The organism is Sediminicoccus sp. KRV36 (genome assembly GCF_023243115.1).
Classification (GTDB): Bacteria; Pseudomonadota; Alphaproteobacteria; order Acetobacterales; family Acetobacteraceae; genus Roseococcus.
The window spans coordinates 1,741,063-1,762,466 of the sequence record NZ_CP085081.1; the positions used below are offsets into that span (position 1 = coordinate 1,741,063).

Consider the following 21,404-nt stretch of genomic DNA (forward strand, 5'->3'; position numbering starts at 1 on the left):
CTTGCGGATTCTGTCCCTCGCGGGGCGGCGGCTTGCTGCCTCGCTCCCCTCCCTGGTGATCATCCTCATCGGCGTGTTCCTGCTGCTGCAACTCGCCCCTGGCGATGCGGTGGACGCGCTGATCGCGCAGATGGGCGGCGGCGGCGATGCGGCGGCGATGCGCGCGGCCCTCGGCCTTGATCAATCCGTGGCCGCGCAACTTGCGCAATATCTCTGGCGGCTGGTGCGCTTCGACCTCGGCTTTTCCACCATCTACGGCAAGCCGGTGGCCACCGTGATCTTCGAGCGCCTGCCGGCGACGCTGCTGCTGATGACGGCCTCGCTCTCCTTCGCGTTCTTCTTCGGCCTGCTGTTCGGCGTGATCGCGGCGCGGCGGGTGAATTCCTGGCCGGATACCGTCATCTCCACGCTGGGGCTGCTGTTCTATGCCACGCCGTCCTTCTGGTTCGGGCTGATGGCCATCGTGCTCTTCGCCGTGCATCTGCAATGGCTGCCGGCGGGCGGGTATGAAAGCATCGGCGACGGTCTCACGGGCCTCGCCCGCGTGCTGGATATCGCCATGCATTTCGTGCTGCCCACACTCACCCTCGGGCTGATCTTCCTCGCCATCTATCTGCGCATCATGCGCGCCTCGATGCTGGAGGTGTTGACGCTGGATTTCGTGCGCACCGCCCGTGCCAAGGGGCTGGATGAAACCCGCGTCGTGATCCGCCATGTCCTGCGCAACGCCATGCTGCCGATGGTCACGCTGATCGGGTTGCAGGCCGGGACCATGCTGGGTGGTTCGGTGGTGGTGGAGAGTGTGTTCTCGCTCCCCGGCCTCGGCCGCCTGGCCTATGAGGCGGTGGTGCAGCGGGATCTGAACACGCTGCTTGGCATTGTCTTCATCTCGGCCTTGCTGGTCATCCTGGTGAATTTCCTGGTGGACCTCGTTTATGCGCGGCTTGATCCGAGGATCGCGGGCCGATGAAGCGTTTCCTGCGCAACTATATCCGCAGCCCGGCCGCGGTGATCGGCCTGCTGCTGCTGTTCGTGGTCATCTTCATGGCGGCCAGTGCGGATTGGTTCTTCCCGCGCGACCCGCTGAGCCTGGCCGGCCGTCCGCTGCAATGGCCAGGCGCCAATCCGCGCTTCTGGTTTGGCACCGACAATTCCGGGCGGGATATCGCGGCACAGATTTTCCACGGGGCGCGGATTTCGCTGCTGATCGGCCTGGTCGCCACCTCCATCGCCGTCACCATCGGCATCTGCATCGGCGCCATTGCGGGCTATTACGGCGGCTGGGTGGATGATGTGCTGATGCGCGTGGTGGAGGCCTTCCAGACGCTGCCGAATTTCCTGCTGCTGCTGGTGTTTGTCTCCATCTTCGGGTCGGAACTTTTCACCGTCGTCATCGCCATCGGCGCCGTCTCCTGGCCCGCACCGGCACGACTGACGCGCGCGGAGTTTCTCTCATTGCGTTCGCGCGAATTCGTCGAAGCCTGCCACACGCTGGGCATGCGGGACCGGCAGATCATCTTCCGCGAAATCCTGCCCAACGCCCTGCCGCCCGTCATCGTCTATGCGAGCGTCGTCATGGCGGTCGCCATCCTGCTGGAATCGGCTCTGGCCTTCCTGCGCCTCTCCGATCCGAACGTCGCGTCCTGGGGCAATCTGATCGGCCTGGGGCGCGATGTGTTGCGGGTGCAGTGGTATGTCTCAGCCATTCCGGGGGTGGCCATCCTGCTCACGGTGCTGGCGGTTTCGCTGGTCGGGCAGGGGCTGAATGACGCGCTGAACCCAAGGCTCAAGGGCCGATGAGCGCTGTGCTCTCGCTCCAGGGTCTGTCCGTGGCGCTGCCGGAGGGGGCCGACCGGCCGCGCGCCTTGCAGGACGTCTCGCTGGAATTGCGGGCGGGCGAAATTCTGTGTGTCGTGGGTGAATCCGGTTCCGGCAAATCCATGACGGCCAGCGCCATCATGCGCCTGCTGCCGCCACGTGTGGCCATCGAGGCCGGGCGCATCCTGTTTGACGGCCGGGACCTCGCCAGTGCCGATGAGGCCGAGATGCGCGAAATCCGTGGCGCGGGCATCGCCATGGTCTTCCAGGAGCCGATGACGGCGCTGAACCCGCTGCGTCCCATTGGCGACCAGATCGGCGAGATGTTCCGCATCCACACGCGGCTCTCCGGCTCCGAGATCGAGGCGCGCGTGCTGGCCCTGCTGGAGGAGGTGCGCATCCCTGATCCGCGCCTCGCTTACCGCGCCTATCCGCATGAGCTTTCGGGCGGGCAGCGCCAGCGCGCGATGATCGCCATGGCGCTGGCCTTGAAGCCGCGCGTGCTGATCTGCGATGAGCCGACCACGGCCCTGGATGTGACGACGCAGGCGCAGATCCTCTCGCTGATCCGGGACTTGCAGCAGCGCCTGGGCACCGCCGTGCTGTTCATCACGCATGATTTCGGCGTGGTGGCGGAAATCGCCGATCGCGTGGCCGTCATGCAGCATGGCGTGGTGGTGGAGCAGGGGGCCGCGCGCGATGTGCTGCAGAACCCGCAGCATGACTACACCAAGGCGCTGATCGCCGCCGTCCCGCCGCTGGCCGCACCGCCGCCGCGCGCGATTTCGGCGGAGGCGATCCTCAGCATCGAGCATGTCAGCAAGACCTATCGCAATGGCGGTTTCTTCGGCCGGGGGCGCCGCGTCACCCGCGCGGTGCGCGATGTCTCGCTGATCCTGCCGAAGGGCGGCACGCTGGGCATTGTGGGGGAATCGGGCTCCGGGAAATCCACGCTGGCGCGCTGCATCATGCGGCTGGTGAAGCCCGAAGCGGGCGCCATCCGCCTGGGCGAGACGGATTTCGCGCGGCTGTCCAAGGCGCAGCTGCGCGCCAGCGCCAAGCGCATGCAGATGGTCTTCCAGGACCCCTATGGCTCGCTCAACCCCCGCCGCAGCGCCGGCGAGCTGGTGGCGCAAGGCCCCATGATCCATGGCATGCCGCGCGATCAGGCCATGGCGCGCGCGCGCGAGCTCTTCGCGCTGGTCGGCCTCGATCCATCGGGGGTGGATCGCTATCCGCATGAATTCTCGGGCGGGCAGCGGCAGCGCATCGGCATCGCCCGCGCGCTGGCGCTGGAGCCGGAAGTGCTGGTGGCGGATGAGCCCGTCTCGGCGCTCGATGTCTCGGTCCAGGCGCAGGTGCTGCGGCTGCTGGCGGAATTGCGTGCGCGGCTCGGTCTTTCCATCATCCTGATCACGCATGATCTGCGCGTCGCGGTGCAGGTCTGTGACCTGGTCGCCGTCATGAAGGATGGCGAGGTGGTGGAGCATGGCCCGATCGGCCGAGTGTTCGAGGCGCCCGAACACGCCTATACCAAGGCGCTGCTCGCTTCCGTGCCGGGGCGGGGTTTCGCCACCACCTGAGGACGCCAGACCATGCTGCGTTTCATCCTGGCCGGGCTGTTGCTGGCCGGGCCCGCTTTTGCCCAGATGGCCGCATTGCCGCCCGAGACCCAGGCGGCGATCCGCGCGATCGGGCCCAGCATGGGCGTCGAGGGCGTGGCCCGCACCGCCGCCGCTCTCGCCGCGCTGCAACCGCCGGCAGTGGTGGAGCCGCTGCGCGACCAGGCCTATGGGCCCGATCCGCGCCACCGCCTCGATGTGTTTTCGCCCGGGCCTGGCTCGCGGCCGGTGCTGGTCTTTGTGCATGGCGGCGGCTTCGTGGGGGGCGACAAGACGCGGCCGGGCGCGTTTTTCTACGACAATATCGGCCAATGGGCGGCGCGCTCGGGGCTGGTGGGCGTGAACATCACCTATCGGCTGGCGCCGCAGCATGCCTATCCGGCCGTTGTGGAGGATCTCGCGGCGGCCCTCAGCTGGGTGCGTGCGAATATCGCAGCCCTTGGCGGCGACCCGGCGCGCATCCTGCTGATGGGGCAATCGGCCGGGGCCGCGCATGTGGGCGACTATCTGGCGGCGCATGCGGCCGACCCCGGTGTGGCTTCCGCCATGCTCGTCTCGGGCGTGCATGATGTGGCGAGCTATCCGGCCTCACCCACCACGGCAGCGTATTACGGCAATGACCCGGTGAAGCTGGCACAGCGCTCGGCCATTCCGGGGCTGACGCGGCTGGCCATTCCGCTGTTCCTGGCCTCGGCCGATTTGGAGCCGCGCCCCTTCCAGGACCAGGTGGCGCGGCTGAATGCGGCGCTGTGCCTGGCCGGGCGCTGCCCGCCCTATCTGCACATGGCGGGGCACAACCACTTCTCCACTGTGTTCGCCATCGGCACGGCGGATCAGGAATTGACCATTCCGCTGCTGGCGCTCGCCAACCGGTGAAGCCCTTTGCCGTCATCGGCGCCGGCCCGGCCGGGCTGATGGCGGCGGAAATCCTGGCTTCGGCGGGGCAGCCGGTCGTCATCTTCGACCAGATGGCGCAGCCAGCGCGCAAATTCCTGCTGGCCGGGCGCGGCGGGCTGAACCTGACCCATTCCGAACCGCTGGAGCGCTTCCTGCCGCATTACGGTGCCGCCGCCGAGGCGCTGCGCCCGGCCATCGAGGCGTTTCCGCCCGCCTCCCTCATCGCCTGGGCCGAGGGGCTGGGGCAGGCGGTCTTCACCGGCAGTTCCGGCCGGGTGTTTCCGCGCGCCATGAAGGCCTCACCCTTGCTGCGCGCCTGGCTCGCGCGGCTGGAGGGGCTGGGGGTGACCCTGCGCCGGCGCCATCGCTGGATCGGCTGGGATGAGGCCGGCGCTCTGCGTTTCGCGACGCCCGAGGGCGAGGTGAGCTTCGCCCCCGCCGCCACCATCCTCGCGCTGGGCGGCGCCTCCTGGCCGCGCCTTGGCTCCGATGGTGGCTGGGTCAGCCTGCTGGCTGATGTGGCGCCGTTTCGCCCGGCGAATATGGGCTTCCGGGTGGCTTGGAGCCCGCATTTCGCCGAGCGATTCCAGGGCATGCCCCTGAAGCGCGCCGCACTCAGCTTCGCGGGCCGGACGCAACGCGGCGAGGCGATGATCACGCGCGATGGCATCGAGGGCGGGCTGATCTACGCCTTCAGCGCGGCTTTGCGGGATGCCATGGCGCGGGACGGCATGGCCGAAATCACGCTCGATCTGCGGCCGGATCTGGAGCGGATCCACCTCTCGGGCGGCGCCATGTCCCTCTCCAACCAGCTGCGCAAGCAGGCGGGCCTCTCGCCCGTCGCGGTGGGTCTGGTGCAGGAGGCGCTGCATGCCGGCGTGACGACGCCCGTGCCGGAATTGGTCAAGGCGCTGCCGCTGCGCCTGACGGGCATGCAGGGGCTGGAGCGGGCGATCTCCTCGGCCGGCGGGCTGCGCTGGTCCGCGCTGGAGGCGGATTTCAGCCTGCGCGCCCGCCCGGGCGTCTATGCCGTGGGCGAGATGCTGGACTGGGAGGCGCCGACCGGCGGCTACCTGCTGCAGGCCTGTTTCAGCACGGCGGTCGCGGCGGCGCGGGCCGCCTTGCGCGATGGGGTCACCGAACCACGCAGCGGGTGATGTTGACCGTCAGCCTGGTGCCGGCGAGCGAGCCTTCGAACGGCCCGCCGACCCGATTCGAAATTCCGCCGATGCCCGATGCCATGGCGATCGAGAATTCGGGGTTCACCTTGGTTCCCGCCGGGCCGGTGAGGACCACATGCGCATAGGCGCGCACGGGGGTCGGGCCGTTGTTGATGAAGCCGATCCGGATGCTGTTATTGGCTGTGCCGAAGTGGCTGGCCTCGGAGATTTCGATGTTGCAGCCATTGGCCGTGGCGCCGTTCACGATGAGGTTCGGGCCGGTCCAGTTCGTCTGCTGCGCCGCGGCGGGCAGGGTGGCCAGGAGCAGGGGCGTGGCCAGGAGGAGCTTGCGCATGGGTGTCTCACTCAGAGTGTTTCAATCGCCCAGAGCATGCCCGCCCCGGGCGTCCAGGGCGATCATGCCGCCCCGATGCCTGTGATCGGCCCAGCCAATGGTCACGGATGAGGGTCAAGGAAACTGAGTTTCCTTGTGGGGGTAGAGGGGGCAAAGCCCCCTTGGTTTCACCGCTGCGCCGGCTGGAAATCCCGCTCCAGCCTCTGGCTGTATTTCGACATCGCGAAGCACAGGATGAAATATACCCCAGCCGCGAAGACATAGGCCTCGGTCGGGAAGCCCAGCCAGTTCGGATCACCCAGCGCCGAGCGCAGCGTCGTGAAGAAGTCGAACACGCCGATCACGATCACGAGCGTCGTGTCCTTGAACAGGCCGATGAAGGTGTTCACCTGGCTCGGGATGGTGATGGAGAGCGCCTGCGGCAGGATCACCAGCCGCATCTTCTGCCAGTAGCTGAGGCCCACCGCATCGGCCGCCTCGTATTGCCCGCGCGGCATGGCCTGCAGCCCGCCGCGCACCACCTCGGCCATGTAGGCCGCGGTGAAGATGGTGTAGGCGACCAGCACGCGGGCCAGGCGGTCCAGCGTGATGCCGTCCGGCAGGAACAGCGGCAGCATGATCGCCGCCATGAAGAGCAGGCTGATCAGCGGCACGCCGCGCACGCATTCGATCACCGCGGTGGAGAACCAGCGCACCAGCGTCAGGTCGGAACGGCGGCCCAGTGCCAGCAGGATGGCCAGCGGATAGCCCAGGGCCAGCCCATAGACGGCGATGATGCCGGTGATGGTGATGCCCCCCCACAGCCGGGTCGCGACGGGGCTGAGGCCGAAGACGCCGCCGCCCATCAGCAGCAGCATGGTGGGGGCGGCCACCACCCAGGCCACCAGCAGCCACTTGTTCCAGCAGGCGCGGAAGGTGGAGGAAATGACGAGGGTGACGAGGATCACCAGCATCAGCCCCGGCCGCCAGCGCTCCTCATAGGGGTAGAGGCCAAAGACGCTGAACCAGAATTTCTCGCGGATGAAGGCCCAGCAGGCGCCGCCGGCTTCCCGGCAGGCCGCGGCATTGCCGTTCCAGGTGGCGTTCAGCACCGCCCAGGTGAAGAGCGGCGGCACCAGCCAGACCAGAAGGGCCAGGCAGGCGGCGCTGATGGCGATATTGAGGGGGCCGTTGAAGCAGGCGCGCGCGAAGGTGACGCTGCGTTCGCCGAAATTCGGCAGGATGGGCGCCGCCATCTCAGCGCTCCTTCAGCGCGACGGCGCGGTTGTACATGTTCATCAGCAGCGAGGTGATGAGGCTGATGGCGAGATAGACGGCCATGAACAGCGTGATCACCTCCACCGCCTGCCCGGTCTGGTTGATCGAGGTGTTCGCGACGGAAACCAGATCCGGATAGCCGATGACGACCGCGAGCGAGGAATTCTTCGTCAGGTTCAGGAATTGCGAGGTCATGGGCGGGATGATCACGCGCAAGGCCTGCGGCAGGATCACAAGGCGCATGATGGTGCCGGAGGCAAGGCCCAGCGCGCGCGCCGCCTCCCATTGGCCCTTGTGCACGGATTGAATGCCCGAGCGCACGATCTCGGCGATGAAGGCCGAGGTATAGACCACCAGGCCGATCAGCAGCGCGAAGAATTCCGGGCTGAGCGAAAGCCCGCCCTCGAAGTTGAAGCCGGTGAGCTCCGGCCATTCGACCGTGGGTGCCCCGAAGACGAAGCCCGCCGCGACAGGCAGGCCGATCAGCAGCGCGAGCCCCGGGACCAGCGTGGATTTGCGCTCCCCTGTCTCGATCTGCCGCGCGCGTTCGCGCCGGGCGAGGCCGTACCAGAGAATGGCGGCGGTCAGCAGCGCCAGCAGGAAGGAATAGAGCGCGGGCTCGGCCAGCAGGGCCGGCAGCTTCACCCCGCGCTGCGAGAGGAAGAAGCCGGGGATCGGGTTCAGCGCCTGCCGCACCGAAGGCAGTTGCAGGATGATGGAATGCCAGAAGACCAGCTGCAGCACGAGCGGCGTGTTGCGGATCACCTCGATATAACCGCCGGTCAGGCTGCGCAGCAGCGGATTTTCAGCCAGCCGCGCGAGGCCGAGCAACACGCCCAGGATGGTCGCCAGCACGATCCCCACCAGGGCCACGCGCATGGTGTTGAGGAAGCCCTGCGTCAGCGCCAGGGCATAGCTGTCCGAAGGGGTATAGCCGAGCAGGCCTTCGCCAATGGGAAACCCGGCTGAGCGATTGAGGAAGCCATAGCCGAATTGCAGCCCGCGGGCCGCCATGTTGGTCAGCATGTTGTTGTAGAGCGACCAGCCGATGAAGATCACGGCGAAGGCGAGGCCCGCCTGCCACAGCACACCGCGCAGCGTGGTGCCGGCCGGCAGCGGGATCAACGGCTTGGCCGCTGGCATGATGGGGGTGGTGGTGCTCATGCGGCGCCCTTTGTCACTCGACCTGGAAAGACCGAAGGGGCCGGAGCATGCGCCCCGGCCCCCAAGGGATCAACGCGCCGGCGGGGCGTAGAGCAGGCCGCCCTGCGTCCAGATGTTGTTCTGGCCGCGCTCCAGCGCCAGCGGGGTGCTGGGGCCGAGGTGACGGTTGTAGATCTCGCCGTAATTGCCGAACTGGCGAATGATCTGGCGGGCATAATCGGCGCGCGATGCGCTGATGCTCTCACCCATATTGCCCTCGACGCCCAGGAAGCGGCGGATCGTCGGGTTGGTGCTGGAAGCCGCCATCTGCTCGACATTGGCCATGGTGATGCCCATTTCCTCGGCCTCGATCAGGGCGAAGACGGTCCAGGCGACGATGTTGGTGAGTTCCTCATCGCCCTGGCGGATGGTGGGGCCCAGCGGTTCCTTACTGATGCGCTCGGGCAGGATCACGTGGTCCGCCGGGCGGGTCAGCAGCGTGCGCTGCGCGGCGAGTGCGGCGAAGTCATTGGTGAACACGTCGCAGCGGCCGCTGTCATAGGCGCGGCGCAGCTCGTCCAGGTCCGAGATGACGACGGGCGTGAAGCGGAGATTGTGCTGGCGGAAGAAGTCATTGAGGTTCAGCTCGGTCGTCGTGCCGGGCTGCACGCAGACGGTGGCGCCGTTGAGCGCGCGGGCCGAGGTGACGTTGAGGCGGCGCGGCACCATCACGGACTGGCCGTCATAGAAGACCACCGCCGGGAAGTTGAAGCGGTTCACGTTGGAATCGCGCGTCAGCGTCCAGGTCGTGTTGTTGGAGAGGATGTCCACCTCACCCGCGGCCAGCGCCGGGAAGCGGCTCTGCGAGGTGACAGGCACGAACTCGACCTTGGTCGCGTCGTTGAAGATGGTGATCGCGACGGCGCGGCAGATCTCGACGTTGAAGCCCTGCCAGCGGCCCTGGCTGTCGGGCACGCCGAAGCCGGGATTGGAGGGGCCCTGGACGCCGCAGCGCAGGGTGCCGCGCTGGCGAATCTGGTCGAGGTCACGGCCGGCCAGGGCTTCCACCGGCCCGAAGGCCACGAAAGCTGCCGCGGCGGCGGCGAAGGCGGTCAACTTCATCGGAAAATTCCTTTTCGTTGGCTCCGGCAAGGTATGCCCTCCCGGCTGGGCTGGCATGTGCCTGGAAGCTGGCCGGGTTTCAAGTGGGTTAAACCATTGTCATCACCGCGCTGCCCATGGGCCGCCCGTGGCTTGGGCAGTGGCCTGCGGCATGCCTTAAATTCGCACTCTATGCGGGCAACTGCTTCAGGCACTGTCCCGCGGGTTGTACCCGGCGGCTCCAACGCGAATGGCGCGAAGTGGCCTCCGGGAGGAGCCCGCGCCGGCCTATCGCCGTACCAGGCTCATCGGCACCATCGCGACCTGCCGGCCGGTGACCGGGATGGGATGGGCCCGATACGCATCCAGCCCACGCCCGCCGCTCCCGGACATGGGCAGGATCTGGGCGCGCTCGTCGCGATTCGTGAGCGAGAGACTCGTGGACGGCGGCAGCGGCCGCTGGCTGGCGAAGCTCATGCCCACCAGCGCGCGATCCTCGGCGTTGCGCGCCTGGGCGGCGGGCCAGGCGGCCTGGACCCGGGCGCGATAGGCCTGGGCCAGCTCCGGCGTGTGGGAATGGTAGTGCCCGGCCGCCGTGATCCAGTCATTCCGCGCCGCCTGCAGCTGCGTGAGGAATTGCGCGGCGTAGCGGGCATTGCTGACGGGGTCGAAGGCCTCCTCCAGGCTGGCGAAGGCGCGGGGGTGGTGGTGCAGGTTCACCTGCATGCAGCCGACATCGATGATGCGGACGCCACGCCCCTGCAATTCCCGCACGGCGGCAATTGCTGCCGCCTTGTCGGGGAAGAAATGACCGCGTCCCTCGGCATTGATGGTCCAGGGCCAGGGGCCGGAGGTGCCCGTCTCCGGGTTGCGCCGCCCCGATTCCACCCGCCCGATGGCCTGGAGCAGGCCGGCGGGGATCTGCGCATCCTGCTCGGCGCGGGCGATGGCGGCGCGGCATTGCAGCGTCGGGTCGGGCGCCGGACTGGGGTTCACGGCCGGCTGTGCCAGGCCAGCGGCCGCGTTCAGCGTGATGCAGAGGAGCGTGAGGGCGGCGCGGGGGAGGATGCGGAGCATGCCGAGCCCTGCGCAAGCCGCATGCCAGCCCTGGCCCATTCATCCCATGTTGCAATGCAAAAAATCGCTTGCATGCGAGCGATCTCCCACCTATGTTCTGGGAGGCGGCAGGAACTTCGGTTCTTGCCTGCTTTCTTGGACGTTTCCTCCCTAAACTTGGCGGCGCAGCAATGCGTCGCCACTTTTTTTGTCCAAAATCCAGCGAGCGTCCAGGCCGGGGGCAAAAACGCTGAGCGCTGTCAGGGGCCGTCCACAAGCCGCGTCTCGAATTGCGCCGGCGCCGTGATCTCGACCAGCTCCAGGTCATCCGAATGCACCAATTCGCGGTGGCGGATGCGCGGCGGCTGCAGCACGCTGGTGCCGGCGGTCAGCGTTACCTCGCCGATATCCTCATATTCGAAGCGCACCCAGCCCTTGACGATCCAGACCATCTGGAATTCCAGCTCGTGCAGGTGCCATTGCGGCTCGGCATGGACGCCCGGAATGGCACGGATCACATGGGCGCCGAAGCCGCCCTTGGTCGCCTCGGCGATGCCCAGGTCGCCATATTCAAAGAAGGCGCGCAGGCCGCGGGTGAAATCACGCCCATCGGCGTGCCGAATAATCGTCTTGTTCATGTCATCGGCACCGCGACATGGCGGGCGAAGCCGGCGCGGGCCAGCAACCGCCCATGCCAGGCGACGACGCGCGGCTGCGGCGCCCGCGTGATCGGCAGGGCCAGCCAGCGATGGAGATAGGGGCCGAGGGCGATGTCAGCGAGGCTCGGCTGCTCGCCGCCCAGATAGGGCGCCTCGCCCAGGGCTTGCTCCACCATGTCCCACAGGGCCTGGGCTTCGTCGCGCGCGGCATGGGTGGCGGGCCAGTCGCGCTTCTCCTCGGGTGTCCGGATATAGGTGAAGAAGATGGTGGTCATCGGCGCGTTCAGATGCCCCAGCTGCCAATCCATCCAGCGCTCGGCGCGGGCGCGGGCGCGCGGTTCGGCCGGGTGCATGGCATGGCCGGGCGCGCGGGTGCCGACGAGGTAGCGGCAGATGCTGTTGCTCTCCCACAGGGAAAAGCCGTCCGGCTCCTCGATGGTGGGCACGCGCGCATTGGGGTTCATCGCCAGATAGGCCGGCTCCCGCGTGCGGCCGAAGCTGCCGCCCGCATCCAGCCGCTGGAAGGGAATTCCCAATTCCTCGCAGAGCCAAAGCAGCTTCATGACATTGGAGGAGCTGGCGCGGCCCCAGATCTTCAACATGGCGTTTCTCCCGAACCTGCGGGAAGTTTAGGGCGAGGTGGCGCCTGGGCGGAAGGGTGCCGGCCTTCCTTCCAAAACGACGCGGATTGACGCGTAACCTTTGCGTCGGGGGCGCCGAAACTGGCATGCACGCGAAAAGGAGATCGTCCATGCAACGCCATTCCATCAGCCTCGCCCTCGCCGCCTGCGGCTTCGCCGCCATGCTGGGCGGCATGCCGGCCCAGGCCGAGCCCACGCCCGAGGAGATCATCAACGGCTTCGAAGGGGTGCTCGGCCCGGTGCGCACCCATCGGCCGAGCCACCCGAAGGGGCTTTGCGCGGCCGGGCATTTCACCGCTACCGCCGAAGGCACGCGGCTTTCCGTGGCGCCGGTCTTCAACGGCCAGCGCGTGACGACCATCATCCGCTTCGGCGTCGCTGGCGCCAATCCGCAGGCCGATGACCGGGCGCGCAGCACGCGCGGCCTGGGCATCCGCTTCGAGACGGCGGCGGGCGATGTCTGGGACATGGCCAATATCTCCGCCCCGATCTTCGGCGCGCCCACCCCCCAGTCCTTCCTCGAGAACCTGCGCGTGCGCGCGCCGGATCCTGCGGCCGGCCGGCCGAATGCCGAACGCATCGCGGCCTTTGTCGCGGCCAACCCCGCCGTGACGCTGCAAGGCGCCTGGCTCGCCGCCACCCTGCCGCCGGCGAGCTGGGCCACCACGCCCTATTTCGGCGTGAACACCTTCCGCTTCCGCGGCCAGGATGGGCAGGTGCGCCACGCGCGGTGGGTCTTCGAGCCCCGAGCCGGCGTGGCGCGCCTGACGGCCGAGCAGATGCAATCCCTGCCGCGTGATTTCCTGGCCGATGAGATTCGCCAGCGCATCGCCCAGGGCCCCGTCGAGTTCGACATGGTGCTGCAATTTCCCGCCGCCGGTGATGACCTGACCAACCCGACCATCGCCTGGCCGGAGGATCGCCCGCGCGCGGTGGTGGGGCGGCTGACCGTGACCTCCGCGGCCGCAGGGCCCGGTGGCCCCTGTGATCCGATCAGCTTCATGACGCTGGACCAGGAGCCGGGCATCAGCCTCAGCGATGACCCGACGCTGCAGGCGCGGGCGGCGGCCTATGCCGTATCGCTCTCGCGGCGGACCAACTGAGACCAGCGTGAGGGGAGGTTCGAGGGGTTCCACCCCTCGAGCACCCTGGCAGGAACCTCATGTTCCTGCACCTCCGGGAGCCATTTCATCGGGCCATGGCGGGGCAGGGGGCAGGTTGATGAGGTGTGGGCCTCGCCCGCCAGCGGTTTCACCCAAACCAATATGCGAGGGCGTTCAGGATTCCGGAAGATTCCCGCGCCGCGGCGGCGTTCCGATCGCCCTGCATGCTTCCGCCGCGGCCCTTGCCGCTGGCAGCCGCCTGGCGTCTCATGAGGCATGTCAGCTGCCCTTCTTATTGCGATCCTGGCCTTCGGCGCGCCGCTCTTTGCGCGAGGTTCCGAGGGGTGGTTCGGCCTTGCCCCCTGTGAGCTCTGCCTGTGGCAACGCTGGCCCTACTGGGTGGCGGGGGGCTTCGCCCTGGTTGCCATTTTTATGTGGCGGCGTCCGGCCCTGCGCCTCGCCGGGTTGGCCGCTGGCGCCTCGGCCGCCATCGCAGCATTTCATCTGGGGGTGGAGTTCGGCTGGTGGCCCTCGCCCTTGCCGGGCTGCCAGGCGCCCAGCGCCAGCGGGATGGCGAGTGTGGAGGAACTGATGCGCAGCCTGGCCCCCACCCCGAACAAGCCTTGCGACCAGCCGGCCTATTTGATTACGGGCCTGCCCCTTTCCATGGCGGGGATGAACCTGATCTATGGGCTCAGCCTCGCCACTCTGGCCTGGCGGCTTGCTGCCAAGGAGCCCCGTGCATGACCGGACCCACCACCCGGACGGACCGCCGCTATCTCGAAGAGGTGATCCGGGTGGATCACGCCGGCGAATATGGCGCCAAGCGCATTTATCAGGGGCAGCTCGCCGTGCTGCGCGGCACCCGGCACGAGGCCACCATCCGCCACATGCAGGAGCAGGAGCAGGAGCACCTGGACACCTTCTCCCGTCTGATCGCCGAGCGCCGCGTCCGCCCCACGGCCCTGCTGCCCATCTGGCATGTCGCGGGCTTCGCATTGGGCGCGGCCACGGCGGCCTTGGGGTCACGCGCCGCCATGGCTTGCACCGTCGCCGTCGAGGAGGCGATTGATGAGCATTACCAGGCCCAGGAAGCCGCCCTGGGTGAGGATGAAGCCCCGCTGCGCGCCGATATCGCTCGCTTCCGCGCCGAGGAGCTGGAGCATCGCGACATCGGACTCGCCAATGAGGCGGAGCTGACGCCGGGCTACCGGCTGCTTTCGGCGGCGATCAAGATGGGATGCAAGCTGGCGATCCGGGTTTCGGAAAAGGTTTGAATTTCAGGGATTTCCAAGCGTTGTCACTCTTTGGCACGATCCTTGCCTAGCAAAGTCTTGACCCTCGTGGGCCGCCCGCCCATAGAGACGCGTATGGATCATTCCCCCCCTCCATCGAGCCTGACCGCGGCGCGCCGCGTGCTGGCCCTGGAGTCTCAGGCGCTGGCGCAGATGGCCGAGGGCCTCGATGCCGGTTTTGACCGCGCCGTGGACGTGCTGGCCGCAGCGACCGGCCGCGTCGTCGTCTCGGGCATGGGGAAATCCGGCCATATCGGCCGCAAGATCGCCGCCACATTGGCCTCGACCGGCACGCCCGCGCAATTCGTGCATCCGGGCGAGGCGAGCCACGGCGATCTGGGCATGATCGTCGCCGGCGATGCCGTCCTTGCCTTGTCCAATTCCGGCGAGACGGCGGAGCTTTCGGACATCATTGCCCATACGCGGCGCTTCGGCATCGGCCTGATCGGCATCACCGCCCGCACCGGCAGCACCCTGGCCCGCGCGGCCGACGTGGCCCTGCTGCTGCCGCCGGCCGAGGAAGCCTGTCCGCTCGGCCTCGCCCCCATGACGTCCACCACCATGCAGCTCGCCATGGGCGATGCGCTGGCCGTGGCCCTGCTGATGCGGCGGGGCTTCGGCCCGGATGATTTCCGCGTCTTTCACCCGGGCGGCAAGCTGGGTGCCAGGCTCTCGCGCGTCGCGGATCTGATGCATGGCCCGGCGGAGCTTCCCCTGGCCCAGCCCGCGACACCGATGGCCGAGGCGCTGCTGGCCATGACGGCCCGGCGCTTTGGCTGCCTTGGCATCACCGATGGCGGCGGCCGGCTGATCGGCATCATCACCGATGGCGATCTGCGGCGCGCCCTCAAGCCCGGCGGTGACCTGCTGTCACACAGCGCGAGCGAGGTGATGACACCGAGCCCCCGCACCATCGCGCCCGATGCCCTGGCGGCCGAGGCGCTGCGGCTGATGAATGAGAGCGGCATCACCACGCTCTTTGTCGTGGATGCCGGGCAGCGGCCCATCGGCATCCTGCACCTGCATGACCTGCTGCGCGCCGGTGTCGCCTGATGGGCGTCGCGCCATGAGCGACAAGGTCCGCCGCACGGATTTCCGCGAGACCTCGCCGGATCGCCGGCGCGTGCTCACCCCCTCGCGCGAGCGGCGGGTGCCCAGCCGCGGGCAGATCCAGCGCCGCCAGCGCCTGGTGCAGGCGATGAAGCTGGTGATGCCGCTGCTGGCCGCCTCCGTGCTCGGGCTGCTGGTCTTCTGGCCCGAGATCGAAGGGCGTGACAGCCGCCTGTCCTTCCGCCGCGGCCCTTCCCTGACGCCGGAGGCGCTGCAACTCGTGGCGCCGCGCTTCCAGGGCGTGGATGAGCTGAACCGGCCCTACACCATCACCTCCCGCTCGGCCCGCCAGCCCGGCCAGGAGGAGGTGATGCTGCTCGATCTGCCGAAGGCGGATATCCTGATGACGGACGGCACCTGGGTCTATGTCGAGAGCAATCACGGCCGGTATGACAAGGCCGCCCAGCACCTGGATCTCTCGGGCGATGTGCGGCTGTTCCATGATGGCGGAATCCTGTTCCGCACCGAGGAAGCGGCCGTCCAGGTGGATGCCGGCACCGCCTCCGGCGACCGGCCGACCAAGGTCCAGGGCAGCTTCGGCACGGTCGAATCGGAAGGTTTTGAGCTGCTGGATCGCGGCGCGGTGATGATCTTCACCGGCCGCGCCCGCGCGATTTTGGAGGGACGCCAGCAATGAGGCTCGCTCAGGGAATTCTGGCCGGCATGCTGCTGGCCGGCGGCGTGGCCGCCCAGGGCATCGACATGTCCCAGGGCGGGCCTGTGGATATCACCGCCACCAATGGCATCGAGTGGCGCCAGGTGGAGCAGGTGGTCATCGCGCGCGGCGATGCGCGGGCCGTGCGGGACGGCACCACGGTGGATGCGGCCCGGCTGCTGGCGCGCTACCGGCCGCAGGCAGCGGCGGGTGCGCCCGCCTCCGCTGCCCCCGCGCCTGCCGCCCCGGGGGAGACGCCGCTGAATGGCGGCAATGAAATCTGGCGGATGGAAGCGGAGGGCGATGTGCGCATCTCCACCGCCACCGACATCGCGCGCGGCGATCGCGCGGTCTATGACATGGACCAGTCCGTGCTGGTGCTGACCGGGCGGGAGGTCAGCTACACCACGCCGCAGCAGGTGATCACGGCGCGGGACAGCCTGGAATACTGGACACAGCGGCGCATGGCCGTGGGCCGGGGCTCGGCCCTGGTGGTGACGCAGGATGGCCGCCGCATCGCGGCGGATACGCTGGTCGCCTACATGCTGGAAGACCCGGCACCCACCGCGGGCGCCGCGGCGGCCACGCCCGCTTCCGCCCCCGCGGGCCGCCCGGCAGCCCGGCCCGGCACCGAGGGCGCTGCCGGCCCGCCGCCCGGCCAGGGCCGGATCGACCGGGTGGAGCTGTTCGGCAACGTCGAGATCCGCACGGAAACCGAGGTCATTCGCGGTGAGCGCGGTGTCTATTCGGCCGTGACCGGCCTCGCGCGGGTGCTGGGCAATGTGCGCATCACCCGGGGCGAGAATCACGTCGCGGGGCGGGAGGCGCTGGTCAACATGAATACCGGCGTCTCGCGCATCATTTCCCAGCCTGGCCAAAGGGTCCAGGGGATCATCACGCCCCAGCAAGGGGCCAATCCGACCGAGGCCACGCGCCCGGCCGGCCAAGGATCACCGCGATGAATTCCCAACTCGGCCCGATCGCCACGGCCAAACCCAATCTCTCGACGATTGACGGCTCGGGCGGGCTCGTCGCCACCGGGTTGGGCAAGCGCTACAAGAAGCGCCCCGTGGTCCGCAACGTCTCCATTTCGCTCAAGCGGGGCGAGGCGGTAGGGCTGCTTGGCCCCAACGGCGCGGGCAAGACCACCACCTTCTACATGATCACCGGCCTCGTGCAGCCCGAGGAGGGCACGGTGATGATGGATGGGGCGGATGTGACGCGCCTGCCCATGTATCGCCGCGCGCGGCTTGGCCTCGGCTATCTGCCGCAGGAGGCGTCGATTTTCCGTGGCCTGACGGTGGAGCAGAACATCACCGCCGCCCTCGAGGTGGTGGAGCCGCAGCGCGAGCGGCGCGAGCAGATGCTGGAAAGCCTGATGGCGGAATTCGGCATCTCGCATCTGCGCCGCGCGCCGGCCCTGGCCCTTTCGGGCGGCGAGCGGCGGCGCTGCGAGATCGCCCGGGCACTGGCCACCCACCCCTCCTATATCCTGCTGGATGAGCCGCTGGCGGGCATTGACCCGATCGCCGTCTCGGAAATCCGCGATCTGGTGAAGCACCTCAAGAATCGCGGCATCGGCGTGCTCATCACCGACCACAATGTGCGTGAGACGCTGGAGATCATTGACCGCGCCTACATCATGCATGATGGCCAGGTGCTGATGGAGGGGCTGCCGCACGAGATCGTGGCGCATGAGGGCGTGCGCCGCGTGTATCTCGGCGAGAAGTTCAGTCTCTAAGACCACCGCCATGCAGGCAGCCGCCACACCAACCCTCCCTGCATGGCGGTGCGCCGCTTCGCGGCGGGGTTAGCCATGGCGCTCGGACCGCGCCTGGATCTGCGCCATTCGCAGTCGCTGATGATGACGCCGCAGTTGCGGCAGGCCATCAAGCTGCTGCAATCCTCCAACCTCGAAGTCATGGCCTTCGTCGAGGAGGAGCTCGAGCGCAACCCGCTGCTGGAGCGCGACGAGACGCGCATCGCCGTGGCCGAGGCCGTGGCGCCGCAGCCGGATTCGGCCGCCATCGCGGGGTCGGACACGCTGGCCGTGGGCGATGCGGCGCCACTCGATGCCGATTTCTCCAATGTGATGGATGAGGGGGAGGCGTATCAGCCCAGCATCGGCGCCGGCGGGCGGATGGATTTCAGCGATGACCTCTCGGGCATCGAGGCCATGGCGGCCGCCGGGCCCAATCTGCGCGAACGCCTGGCCGAGCAGATCCGGCTGAATTTCGATGATGGCCGGGACCGGCTGATCGGCTCCGCCCTGCTGGCCATGCTGGAGCCTTCGGGGCGGCTCAGCCTCGATGCCGAAAGCCTGGCCGCCCGGCTGGGCTGCGCGGTGGCGGTGGTGGAGCGCGTCCGCCGCGCCATGCAGCGCTTCGAGCCGACGGGCATGTTCTGCGCCGATCTGCGCGAATGCCTGATGGTGCAGCTGCAGGAGGCCGGCCGCTGGGACCCCTATATGGAGCGGCTGCTGGACCACCTGCCCCTGCTGGCCAAGCGCGACATGCGCGGCCTGATGGAAGTCTGCGGCGTGGATGCCGAGGATCTGGCGGAGATGGTGGCCGAGCTGCGCCGCCTGAACCCCAAGCCCGGTGCGGGCGGCGATGACGAGCCGCTGAACATCATCCAGCCCGATGTGCTGATGCGCGCCAACCACGAGGGCGGCTGGGTGCTGGAGCTCAATCCCGAAACGCTGCCCCGCGTGCTGGTGAATCGCGGCTTCGCCGCCCGCTGCACGGTGGGCATGAAGGACCGCGAACAGAAAAGCTTCCTCGCCGAGCAGCTGCAAAGTGCCAATTGGCTGGTGAAGAGCCTGGAGCAGCGGGCCAATACCATCCTCAAGGTCGCGTCCGAGATCGTTCGCCGGCAGGATGGTTTCTTCCGCCACGGCGTCGGCCATTTGCGGCCCCTCATTCTGCGCGATGTGGCCGATGAGGTGGAGATGCATGAAAGCACCGTCAGCCGCGTCACGGCCAATAAATACATGGCGACACCGCGCGGGATGCTGGAGCTGAAATATTTCTTCACCACGGCCATCCAGGGCACGGCCGGGGGCGAATCCGTCAGCGCCGAGGCGGTGCGCCACCGCATTCGCGGCATGGTCCAGGCCGAGACGGTGGAGACCGTGCTCTCGGATGACGCGATCGTATTGCGGCTGCGTGAAGAAGGCGTGGACATCGCGAGGCGGACCGTGGCCAAATACCGGGAAGCGATGCGCATCCCGTCTTCGGTGCAGCGCAAACGCGAAAAGGCCGTCACGGCCTGAAGGGACACCCCCTGCTGGCCGGATGGCGGCTGGCCACGGGCGAAGGGTTTAGACCCGCGCCCGGAATGACTGAGGGGAAGTGACCACCATGCATATCACTGTCGCCGGCAAGCAGGTCGCCACCAGCGATGCTTTGCGCACCCATGTCGAGGATGGGCTGGGCACGATCACGGCGAAGTATTTCGACCATGCGCTGGAAGCGCGGGTCACCTTCCGCAAGGATGCCAAGGGGAGTGCCGGGGGGCACTTCGCCTGTGACATCAACCTCCATGCCGGGCGCGGGCTGATGATGCGCGGCGAAGGGCAGGGGGTGGATGCGCATAAGGCCTTTGACGAGGCGGCCGAGCATGTCGCCAAGCGGCTGCGACGCTACCGACGCCGCGTGAATGAACACGCCCGCAGTGCTGCGACGCAGCGCGAACCGCAGGAAACGATGCGTGAATACGTGGTGCAGGCCGAGGAAGCGGGCGAAGACGTCGCTGAGGTGAACGGCGCCGAACACCCGGCCGTGGTGGCGGAGCCGCTGGGCGAGCTGCACCTCCTGACGGTGGGGGAGGCGACCATGCGGCTGGAACTGGCCGGTCACCCGGTGATCGTCTTCCGCAACCGCGGGAGTGGCGGGATCAACGTGGTGTATCGCCGCCAGGACGGGCATGTCGGATGGATTGATCCGGGATGATCCCCGAATGCGAGGGCGGCGCTTGCGCCGCCCTCGCTGCGGGAACCCGGAGCCGTCCCTGAGACCTGGCCCGCCAACCCCGTGATGGCCGACCGGCCTAGGTCCGACGGGAGCCGTTGACATCAGGCTGCGGGCTGTTGACCCTCGCTGAGCCGTCCATCGCCCCGGAGAACGCCATGCTGCTTCGAATGACCGTCCTCGCGCTGCTGGCCGTTGCGGGCTTGGCCTCTGCCGGCATGGCTTCTGCGCAAACCCCGCGCACCCTGAACGGTGCGGGCCTGGATTCCCCGCCGACCGCGGCGCTCTCGCCCGGCATCGAGGCCAATGGCCTGCTCTTCATCAGCGGGCAGCTGGCCTATTCTGCGGCGGCGCGCGGCATTCCCGCCGATATGGACGTCACGGCACAGACGGAAGTCGTGATGCAGCGGATCGACGCCATTCTGCGCGCCGAGGGCCTGACCATGGCCAATATCATCAAGGTCACGATCTTCCTGACCGACTTCAACGACTTCCTGACCATGAACGCCGTCTATTCCCGCTGGGTGCGCGAGCCGTTCCCGGCGCGCTCCACCATCGGCGTGGCCTTCCTGCCCTTCCGCGCCAAGGTCGAGATCGAGGTGATCGCGCGGCGTTAGCCACACCGCGCCGCGCATGCGGGCCAGCCCCTGGAGCATCATCCGTTCGAACGGGATCGTTTGGACGGATAAAGATGCTCGGACATCAATGGGTTGGAGGTTGTGTCGTGAGCCGTTGCGAACGGAACAAGCGCTAGTGTGAGAACAGGTCGGGCTCTGCATACCCCATCAGATCCAGCTTCCCCCGCGCCGGCAGGAAGCGGTAGCACTCCTCCGCGAGAGCCAGGCGGCCTTCACGCACCAGCAGGGCCTCCAGCCGCGCCCAGAGGGCGTGCAGGTGCAGCACGTCACTGGCGGCATAGGCGCATTGCTCGGGCGTGAGGTCGGGCGCACCCCAGTCGCTGGTCTGCTGCTGCTTGGAGATTTCGACGCCCAGCAGGTCCCGGCACAGATCCTTCAACCCGTGCCGGTCCGTATAGGTGCGCACCAGCTTGGAGGCGATCTTGGTGCAGCGCAGCGGTGCCGCCGTGGCGCCGATGCCCTGATACAGCGCGGCCACGTCAAAGCGGGCGAAGTGGAACAGCTTCACCACGCCCGCATCTTCCAGCATCCGCACGAGGTTCGGCGAGGGGCCGCCGCCGGGGATGATCTGCACCAGATGTGCCACGCCATCGCCGGAGGAAAGCTGCACGAGGCAAAGTCGGTCCCGCCGCGGATCAAGGCCCATCGTCTCCGTATCCAAGGCGATGACGGGGCCGAGGGAAAGGTCCGGCGGCAGATCCTGGCGATGAAGATGAATGGCGCCGGCGGGTGTGAAGAGAGTCTTCGCCATGACGGCAGCCTCGCGCGATGGGTTGGTGGGCGGCATCGCGCCAGAAAACACTTTGGTGCCCAGGAAAGGACTCGAACCTTCACGACCTTTACGGTCACTGGCACCTGAAGCCAGCGCGTCTACCAATTCCACCACCTGGGCAATGTTTAAGCGGCGAAGTGAGGGCGAGATA

At 68.0% G+C, this 21,404-nt stretch carries 23 protein-coding genes and 1 tRNA gene; 15 read left to right on the forward strand and 9 right to left on the reverse strand.

Annotated features, from left to right (window positions below):
• Position 1: 1 nt before the first annotated feature.
• From LHU95_RS07890 to LHU95_RS07910, 5 genes are read left to right on the forward strand one after another with little or no spacing between them, the layout of a single operon-like run.
• Positions 2–970 carry an ABC transporter permease gene (locus tag LHU95_RS07890; RefSeq protein WP_248710820.1) on the forward strand — a complete coding sequence of 323 codons (969 nt, stop codon included), beginning with the start codon at positions 2–4 and terminating at the stop codon, positions 968–970.
• A complete protein-coding gene (locus LHU95_RS07895; protein ID WP_248710821.1) occupies positions 967–1,800 on the forward strand; it encodes an ABC transporter permease in 834 nt (277 codons plus the stop codon). The genes LHU95_RS07890 and LHU95_RS07895 overlap by 4 nt, the downstream gene beginning before the upstream one ends.
• Complete coding sequence (locus LHU95_RS07900; protein WP_248710822.1) at positions 1,797–3,401, forward strand: ABC transporter ATP-binding protein; 1,605 nt, start codon at positions 1,797–1,799, stop codon at positions 3,399–3,401. Before LHU95_RS07895 ends, LHU95_RS07900 begins: the two co-directional genes overlap by 4 nt.
• A 12-nt stretch (positions 3,402–3,413) precedes the next feature.
• A complete protein-coding gene (locus LHU95_RS07905) occupies positions 3,414–4,316 on the forward strand; it encodes an alpha/beta hydrolase fold domain-containing protein (RefSeq protein ID WP_248710823.1) in 903 nt (300 codons plus the stop codon).
• Positions 4,313–5,494: a TIGR03862 family flavoprotein gene (locus tag LHU95_RS07910; protein ID WP_248710824.1), complete on the forward strand. Its 1,182-nt coding sequence runs from the start codon at positions 4,313–4,315 to the stop codon at positions 5,492–5,494. Before LHU95_RS07905 ends, LHU95_RS07910 begins: the two co-directional genes overlap by 4 nt.
• Here LHU95_RS07910 and LHU95_RS07915 read toward each other — a convergent pair.
• From LHU95_RS07915 to LHU95_RS07945, 7 genes are all read right to left on the reverse strand, one after another.
• Positions 5,472–5,852 (reverse strand): hypothetical protein, encoded by a 381-nt coding sequence (locus LHU95_RS07915; protein ID WP_248710825.1) that lies wholly within the window; start codon positions 5,850–5,852, stop codon positions 5,472–5,474. The genes LHU95_RS07910 and LHU95_RS07915 overlap by 23 nt on opposite strands.
• 167 nt (positions 5,853–6,019) lie before the next feature.
• Entirely contained in the window at positions 6,020–7,087 is a 1,068-nt protein-coding gene (locus LHU95_RS07920) for an amino acid ABC transporter permease (RefSeq protein ID WP_248710826.1), read from the reverse strand.
• 1 nt (position 7,088) lies between these two features.
• On the reverse strand, positions 7,089–8,273 hold the full coding sequence (locus LHU95_RS07925; RefSeq protein ID WP_248710827.1) for an ABC transporter permease subunit: 1,185 nt from the start codon (positions 8,271–8,273) through the stop codon (positions 7,089–7,091).
• Between the two features lie 69 nt (positions 8,274–8,342).
• Positions 8,343–9,374: an amino acid ABC transporter substrate-binding protein gene (locus LHU95_RS07930; RefSeq protein ID WP_248710828.1), complete on the reverse strand. Its 1,032-nt coding sequence runs from the start codon at positions 9,372–9,374 to the stop codon at positions 8,343–8,345.
• Between the two features lie 267 nt (positions 9,375–9,641).
• Positions 9,642–10,430, reverse strand: a complete 789-nt coding sequence (locus LHU95_RS07935) for a transglycosylase SLT domain-containing protein (RefSeq protein ID WP_248710829.1) — start codon at positions 10,428–10,430, stop codon at positions 9,642–9,644.
• A 239-nt stretch (positions 10,431–10,669) separates the two neighbouring features.
• Entirely contained in the window at positions 10,670–11,047 is a 378-nt protein-coding gene (locus LHU95_RS07940; protein ID WP_248710830.1) for a cupin domain-containing protein, read from the reverse strand.
• Entirely contained in the window at positions 11,044–11,670 is a 627-nt protein-coding gene (locus tag LHU95_RS07945; protein WP_248710831.1) for a glutathione S-transferase family protein, read from the reverse strand. The genes LHU95_RS07940 and LHU95_RS07945 overlap by 4 nt, the downstream gene beginning before the upstream one ends.
• Positions 11,671–11,819: 149 nt before the next feature.
• Here LHU95_RS07945 and LHU95_RS07950 point away from each other — a divergent pair, with 149 nt between their 5' ends.
• The 10 genes from LHU95_RS07950 (at position 11,820) to LHU95_RS07995 (ending at position 20,460) form a co-directional block, all read left to right on the forward strand.
• Complete coding sequence (locus LHU95_RS07950; protein WP_248710832.1) at positions 11,820–12,812, forward strand: catalase family peroxidase; 993 nt, start codon at positions 11,820–11,822, stop codon at positions 12,810–12,812.
• Positions 12,813–13,088: 276 nt separating this feature from the next.
• Positions 13,089–13,559, forward strand: coding sequence for a disulfide bond formation protein B (locus LHU95_RS07955; RefSeq protein ID WP_248710833.1), 471 nt, complete (start codon positions 13,089–13,091; stop codon positions 13,557–13,559).
• Entirely contained in the window at positions 13,556–14,089 is a 534-nt protein-coding gene (locus LHU95_RS07960; RefSeq protein WP_248710834.1) for a demethoxyubiquinone hydroxylase family protein, read from the forward strand. The genes LHU95_RS07955 and LHU95_RS07960 overlap by 4 nt, the downstream gene beginning before the upstream one ends.
• Before the next feature lie 93 nt (positions 14,090–14,182).
• A complete protein-coding gene (locus tag LHU95_RS07965) occupies positions 14,183–15,160 on the forward strand; it encodes a KpsF/GutQ family sugar-phosphate isomerase (protein WP_248710835.1) in 978 nt (325 codons plus the stop codon).
• A gap of 13 nt (positions 15,161–15,173) precedes the next feature.
• Positions 15,174–15,854: an LPS export ABC transporter periplasmic protein LptC gene (lptC, locus tag LHU95_RS07970; protein WP_248710836.1), complete on the forward strand. Its 681-nt coding sequence runs from the start codon at positions 15,174–15,176 to the stop codon at positions 15,852–15,854.
• Entirely contained in the window at positions 15,851–16,834 is a 984-nt protein-coding gene (locus LHU95_RS07975) for an LptA/OstA family protein (protein WP_248710837.1), read from the forward strand. Before lptC ends, LHU95_RS07975 begins: the two co-directional genes overlap by 4 nt.
• On the forward strand, positions 16,831–17,613 hold the full coding sequence (gene lptB / locus LHU95_RS07980; protein ID WP_248710838.1) for an LPS export ABC transporter ATP-binding protein: 783 nt from the start codon (positions 16,831–16,833) through the stop codon (positions 17,611–17,613). The genes LHU95_RS07975 and lptB overlap by 4 nt, the downstream gene beginning before the upstream one ends.
• A 75-nt stretch (positions 17,614–17,688) precedes the next feature.
• On the forward strand, positions 17,689–19,146 hold the full coding sequence (gene rpoN / locus LHU95_RS07985) for an RNA polymerase factor sigma-54 (RefSeq protein WP_248710839.1): 1,458 nt from the start codon (positions 17,689–17,691) through the stop codon (positions 19,144–19,146).
• Between the two features lie 88 nt (positions 19,147–19,234).
• Complete coding sequence (raiA, locus tag LHU95_RS07990; protein WP_248710840.1) at positions 19,235–19,825, forward strand: ribosome-associated translation inhibitor RaiA; 591 nt, start codon at positions 19,235–19,237, stop codon at positions 19,823–19,825.
• 176 nt (positions 19,826–20,001) lie between these two features.
• Positions 20,002–20,460 carry a RidA family protein gene (locus LHU95_RS07995; RefSeq protein WP_248710841.1) on the forward strand — a complete coding sequence of 153 codons (459 nt, stop codon included), beginning with the start codon at positions 20,002–20,004 and terminating at the stop codon, positions 20,458–20,460.
• Positions 20,461–20,593: 133 nt separating this feature from the next.
• Here LHU95_RS07995 and LHU95_RS08000 read toward each other — a convergent pair whose 3' ends face one another.
• Positions 20,594–21,232: a ribonuclease D gene (locus LHU95_RS08000; RefSeq protein WP_248710842.1), complete on the reverse strand. Its 639-nt coding sequence runs from the start codon at positions 21,230–21,232 to the stop codon at positions 20,594–20,596.
• A 53-nt stretch (positions 21,233–21,285) separates the two neighbouring features.
• Positions 21,286–21,373: transfer RNA gene (locus LHU95_RS08005), tRNA-Leu, on the reverse strand.
• Positions 21,374–21,404 lie beyond the last annotated feature (31 nt).

Bases quoted from the DNA above. Each gene is read 5' to 3' on its own strand.
- LHU95_RS07895 (WP_248710821.1), top strand. From the start codon at position 967: ATGAAGCGTTTCCTGCGCAACTATATCCGCAGCCCGGCCGCGGTGATC.
- LHU95_RS07900 (WP_248710822.1), top strand. From the start codon at position 1,797: ATGAGCGCTGTGCTCTCGCTCCAGGGTCTGTCCGTGGCGCTGCCGGAG.
- LHU95_RS07905 (WP_248710823.1), top strand. From the start codon at position 3,414: ATGCTGCGTTTCATCCTGGCCGGGCTGTTGCTGGCCGGGCCCGCTTTT.
- LHU95_RS07915 (WP_248710825.1), bottom strand. From the start codon at position 5,852: ATGCGCAAGCTCCTCCTGGCCACGCCCCTGCTCCTGGCCACCCTGCCC.
- LHU95_RS07920 (WP_248710826.1), bottom strand. From the start codon at position 7,087: ATGGCGGCGCCCATCCTGCCGAATTTCGGCGAACGCAGCGTCACCTTC.
- LHU95_RS07925 (WP_248710827.1), bottom strand. From the start codon at position 8,273: ATGAGCACCACCACCCCCATCATGCCAGCGGCCAAGCCGTTGATCCCG.
- LHU95_RS07930 (WP_248710828.1), bottom strand. From the start codon at position 9,374: ATGAAGTTGACCGCCTTCGCCGCCGCCGCGGCAGCTTTCGTGGCCTTC.
- LHU95_RS07935 (WP_248710829.1), bottom strand. From the start codon at position 10,430: ATGCTCCGCATCCTCCCCCGCGCCGCCCTCACGCTCCTCTGCATCACG.
- LHU95_RS07940 (WP_248710830.1), bottom strand. From the start codon at position 11,047: ATGAACAAGACGATTATTCGGCACGCCGATGGGCGTGATTTCACCCGC.
- LHU95_RS07945 (WP_248710831.1), bottom strand. From the start codon at position 11,670: ATGTTGAAGATCTGGGGCCGCGCCAGCTCCTCCAATGTCATGAAGCTG.
- LHU95_RS07950 (WP_248710832.1), top strand. From the start codon at position 11,820: ATGCAACGCCATTCCATCAGCCTCGCCCTCGCCGCCTGCGGCTTCGCC.
- LHU95_RS07955 (WP_248710833.1), top strand. From the start codon at position 13,089: ATGTCAGCTGCCCTTCTTATTGCGATCCTGGCCTTCGGCGCGCCGCTC.
- LHU95_RS07960 (WP_248710834.1), top strand. From the start codon at position 13,556: ATGACCGGACCCACCACCCGGACGGACCGCCGCTATCTCGAAGAGGTG.
- LHU95_RS07965 (WP_248710835.1), top strand. From the start codon at position 14,183: ATGGATCATTCCCCCCCTCCATCGAGCCTGACCGCGGCGCGCCGCGTG.
- lptC (WP_248710836.1), top strand. From the start codon at position 15,174: ATGAGCGACAAGGTCCGCCGCACGGATTTCCGCGAGACCTCGCCGGAT.
- LHU95_RS07975 (WP_248710837.1), top strand. From the start codon at position 15,851: ATGAGGCTCGCTCAGGGAATTCTGGCCGGCATGCTGCTGGCCGGCGGC.
- lptB (WP_248710838.1), top strand. From the start codon at position 16,831: ATGAATTCCCAACTCGGCCCGATCGCCACGGCCAAACCCAATCTCTCG.
- rpoN (WP_248710839.1), top strand. From the start codon at position 17,689: ATGGCGCTCGGACCGCGCCTGGATCTGCGCCATTCGCAGTCGCTGATG.
- raiA (WP_248710840.1), top strand. From the start codon at position 19,235: ATGCATATCACTGTCGCCGGCAAGCAGGTCGCCACCAGCGATGCTTTG.
- LHU95_RS07995 (WP_248710841.1), top strand. From the start codon at position 20,002: ATGCTGCTTCGAATGACCGTCCTCGCGCTGCTGGCCGTTGCGGGCTTG.
- LHU95_RS08000 (WP_248710842.1), bottom strand. From the start codon at position 21,232: ATGGCGAAGACTCTCTTCACACCCGCCGGCGCCATTCATCTTCATCGC.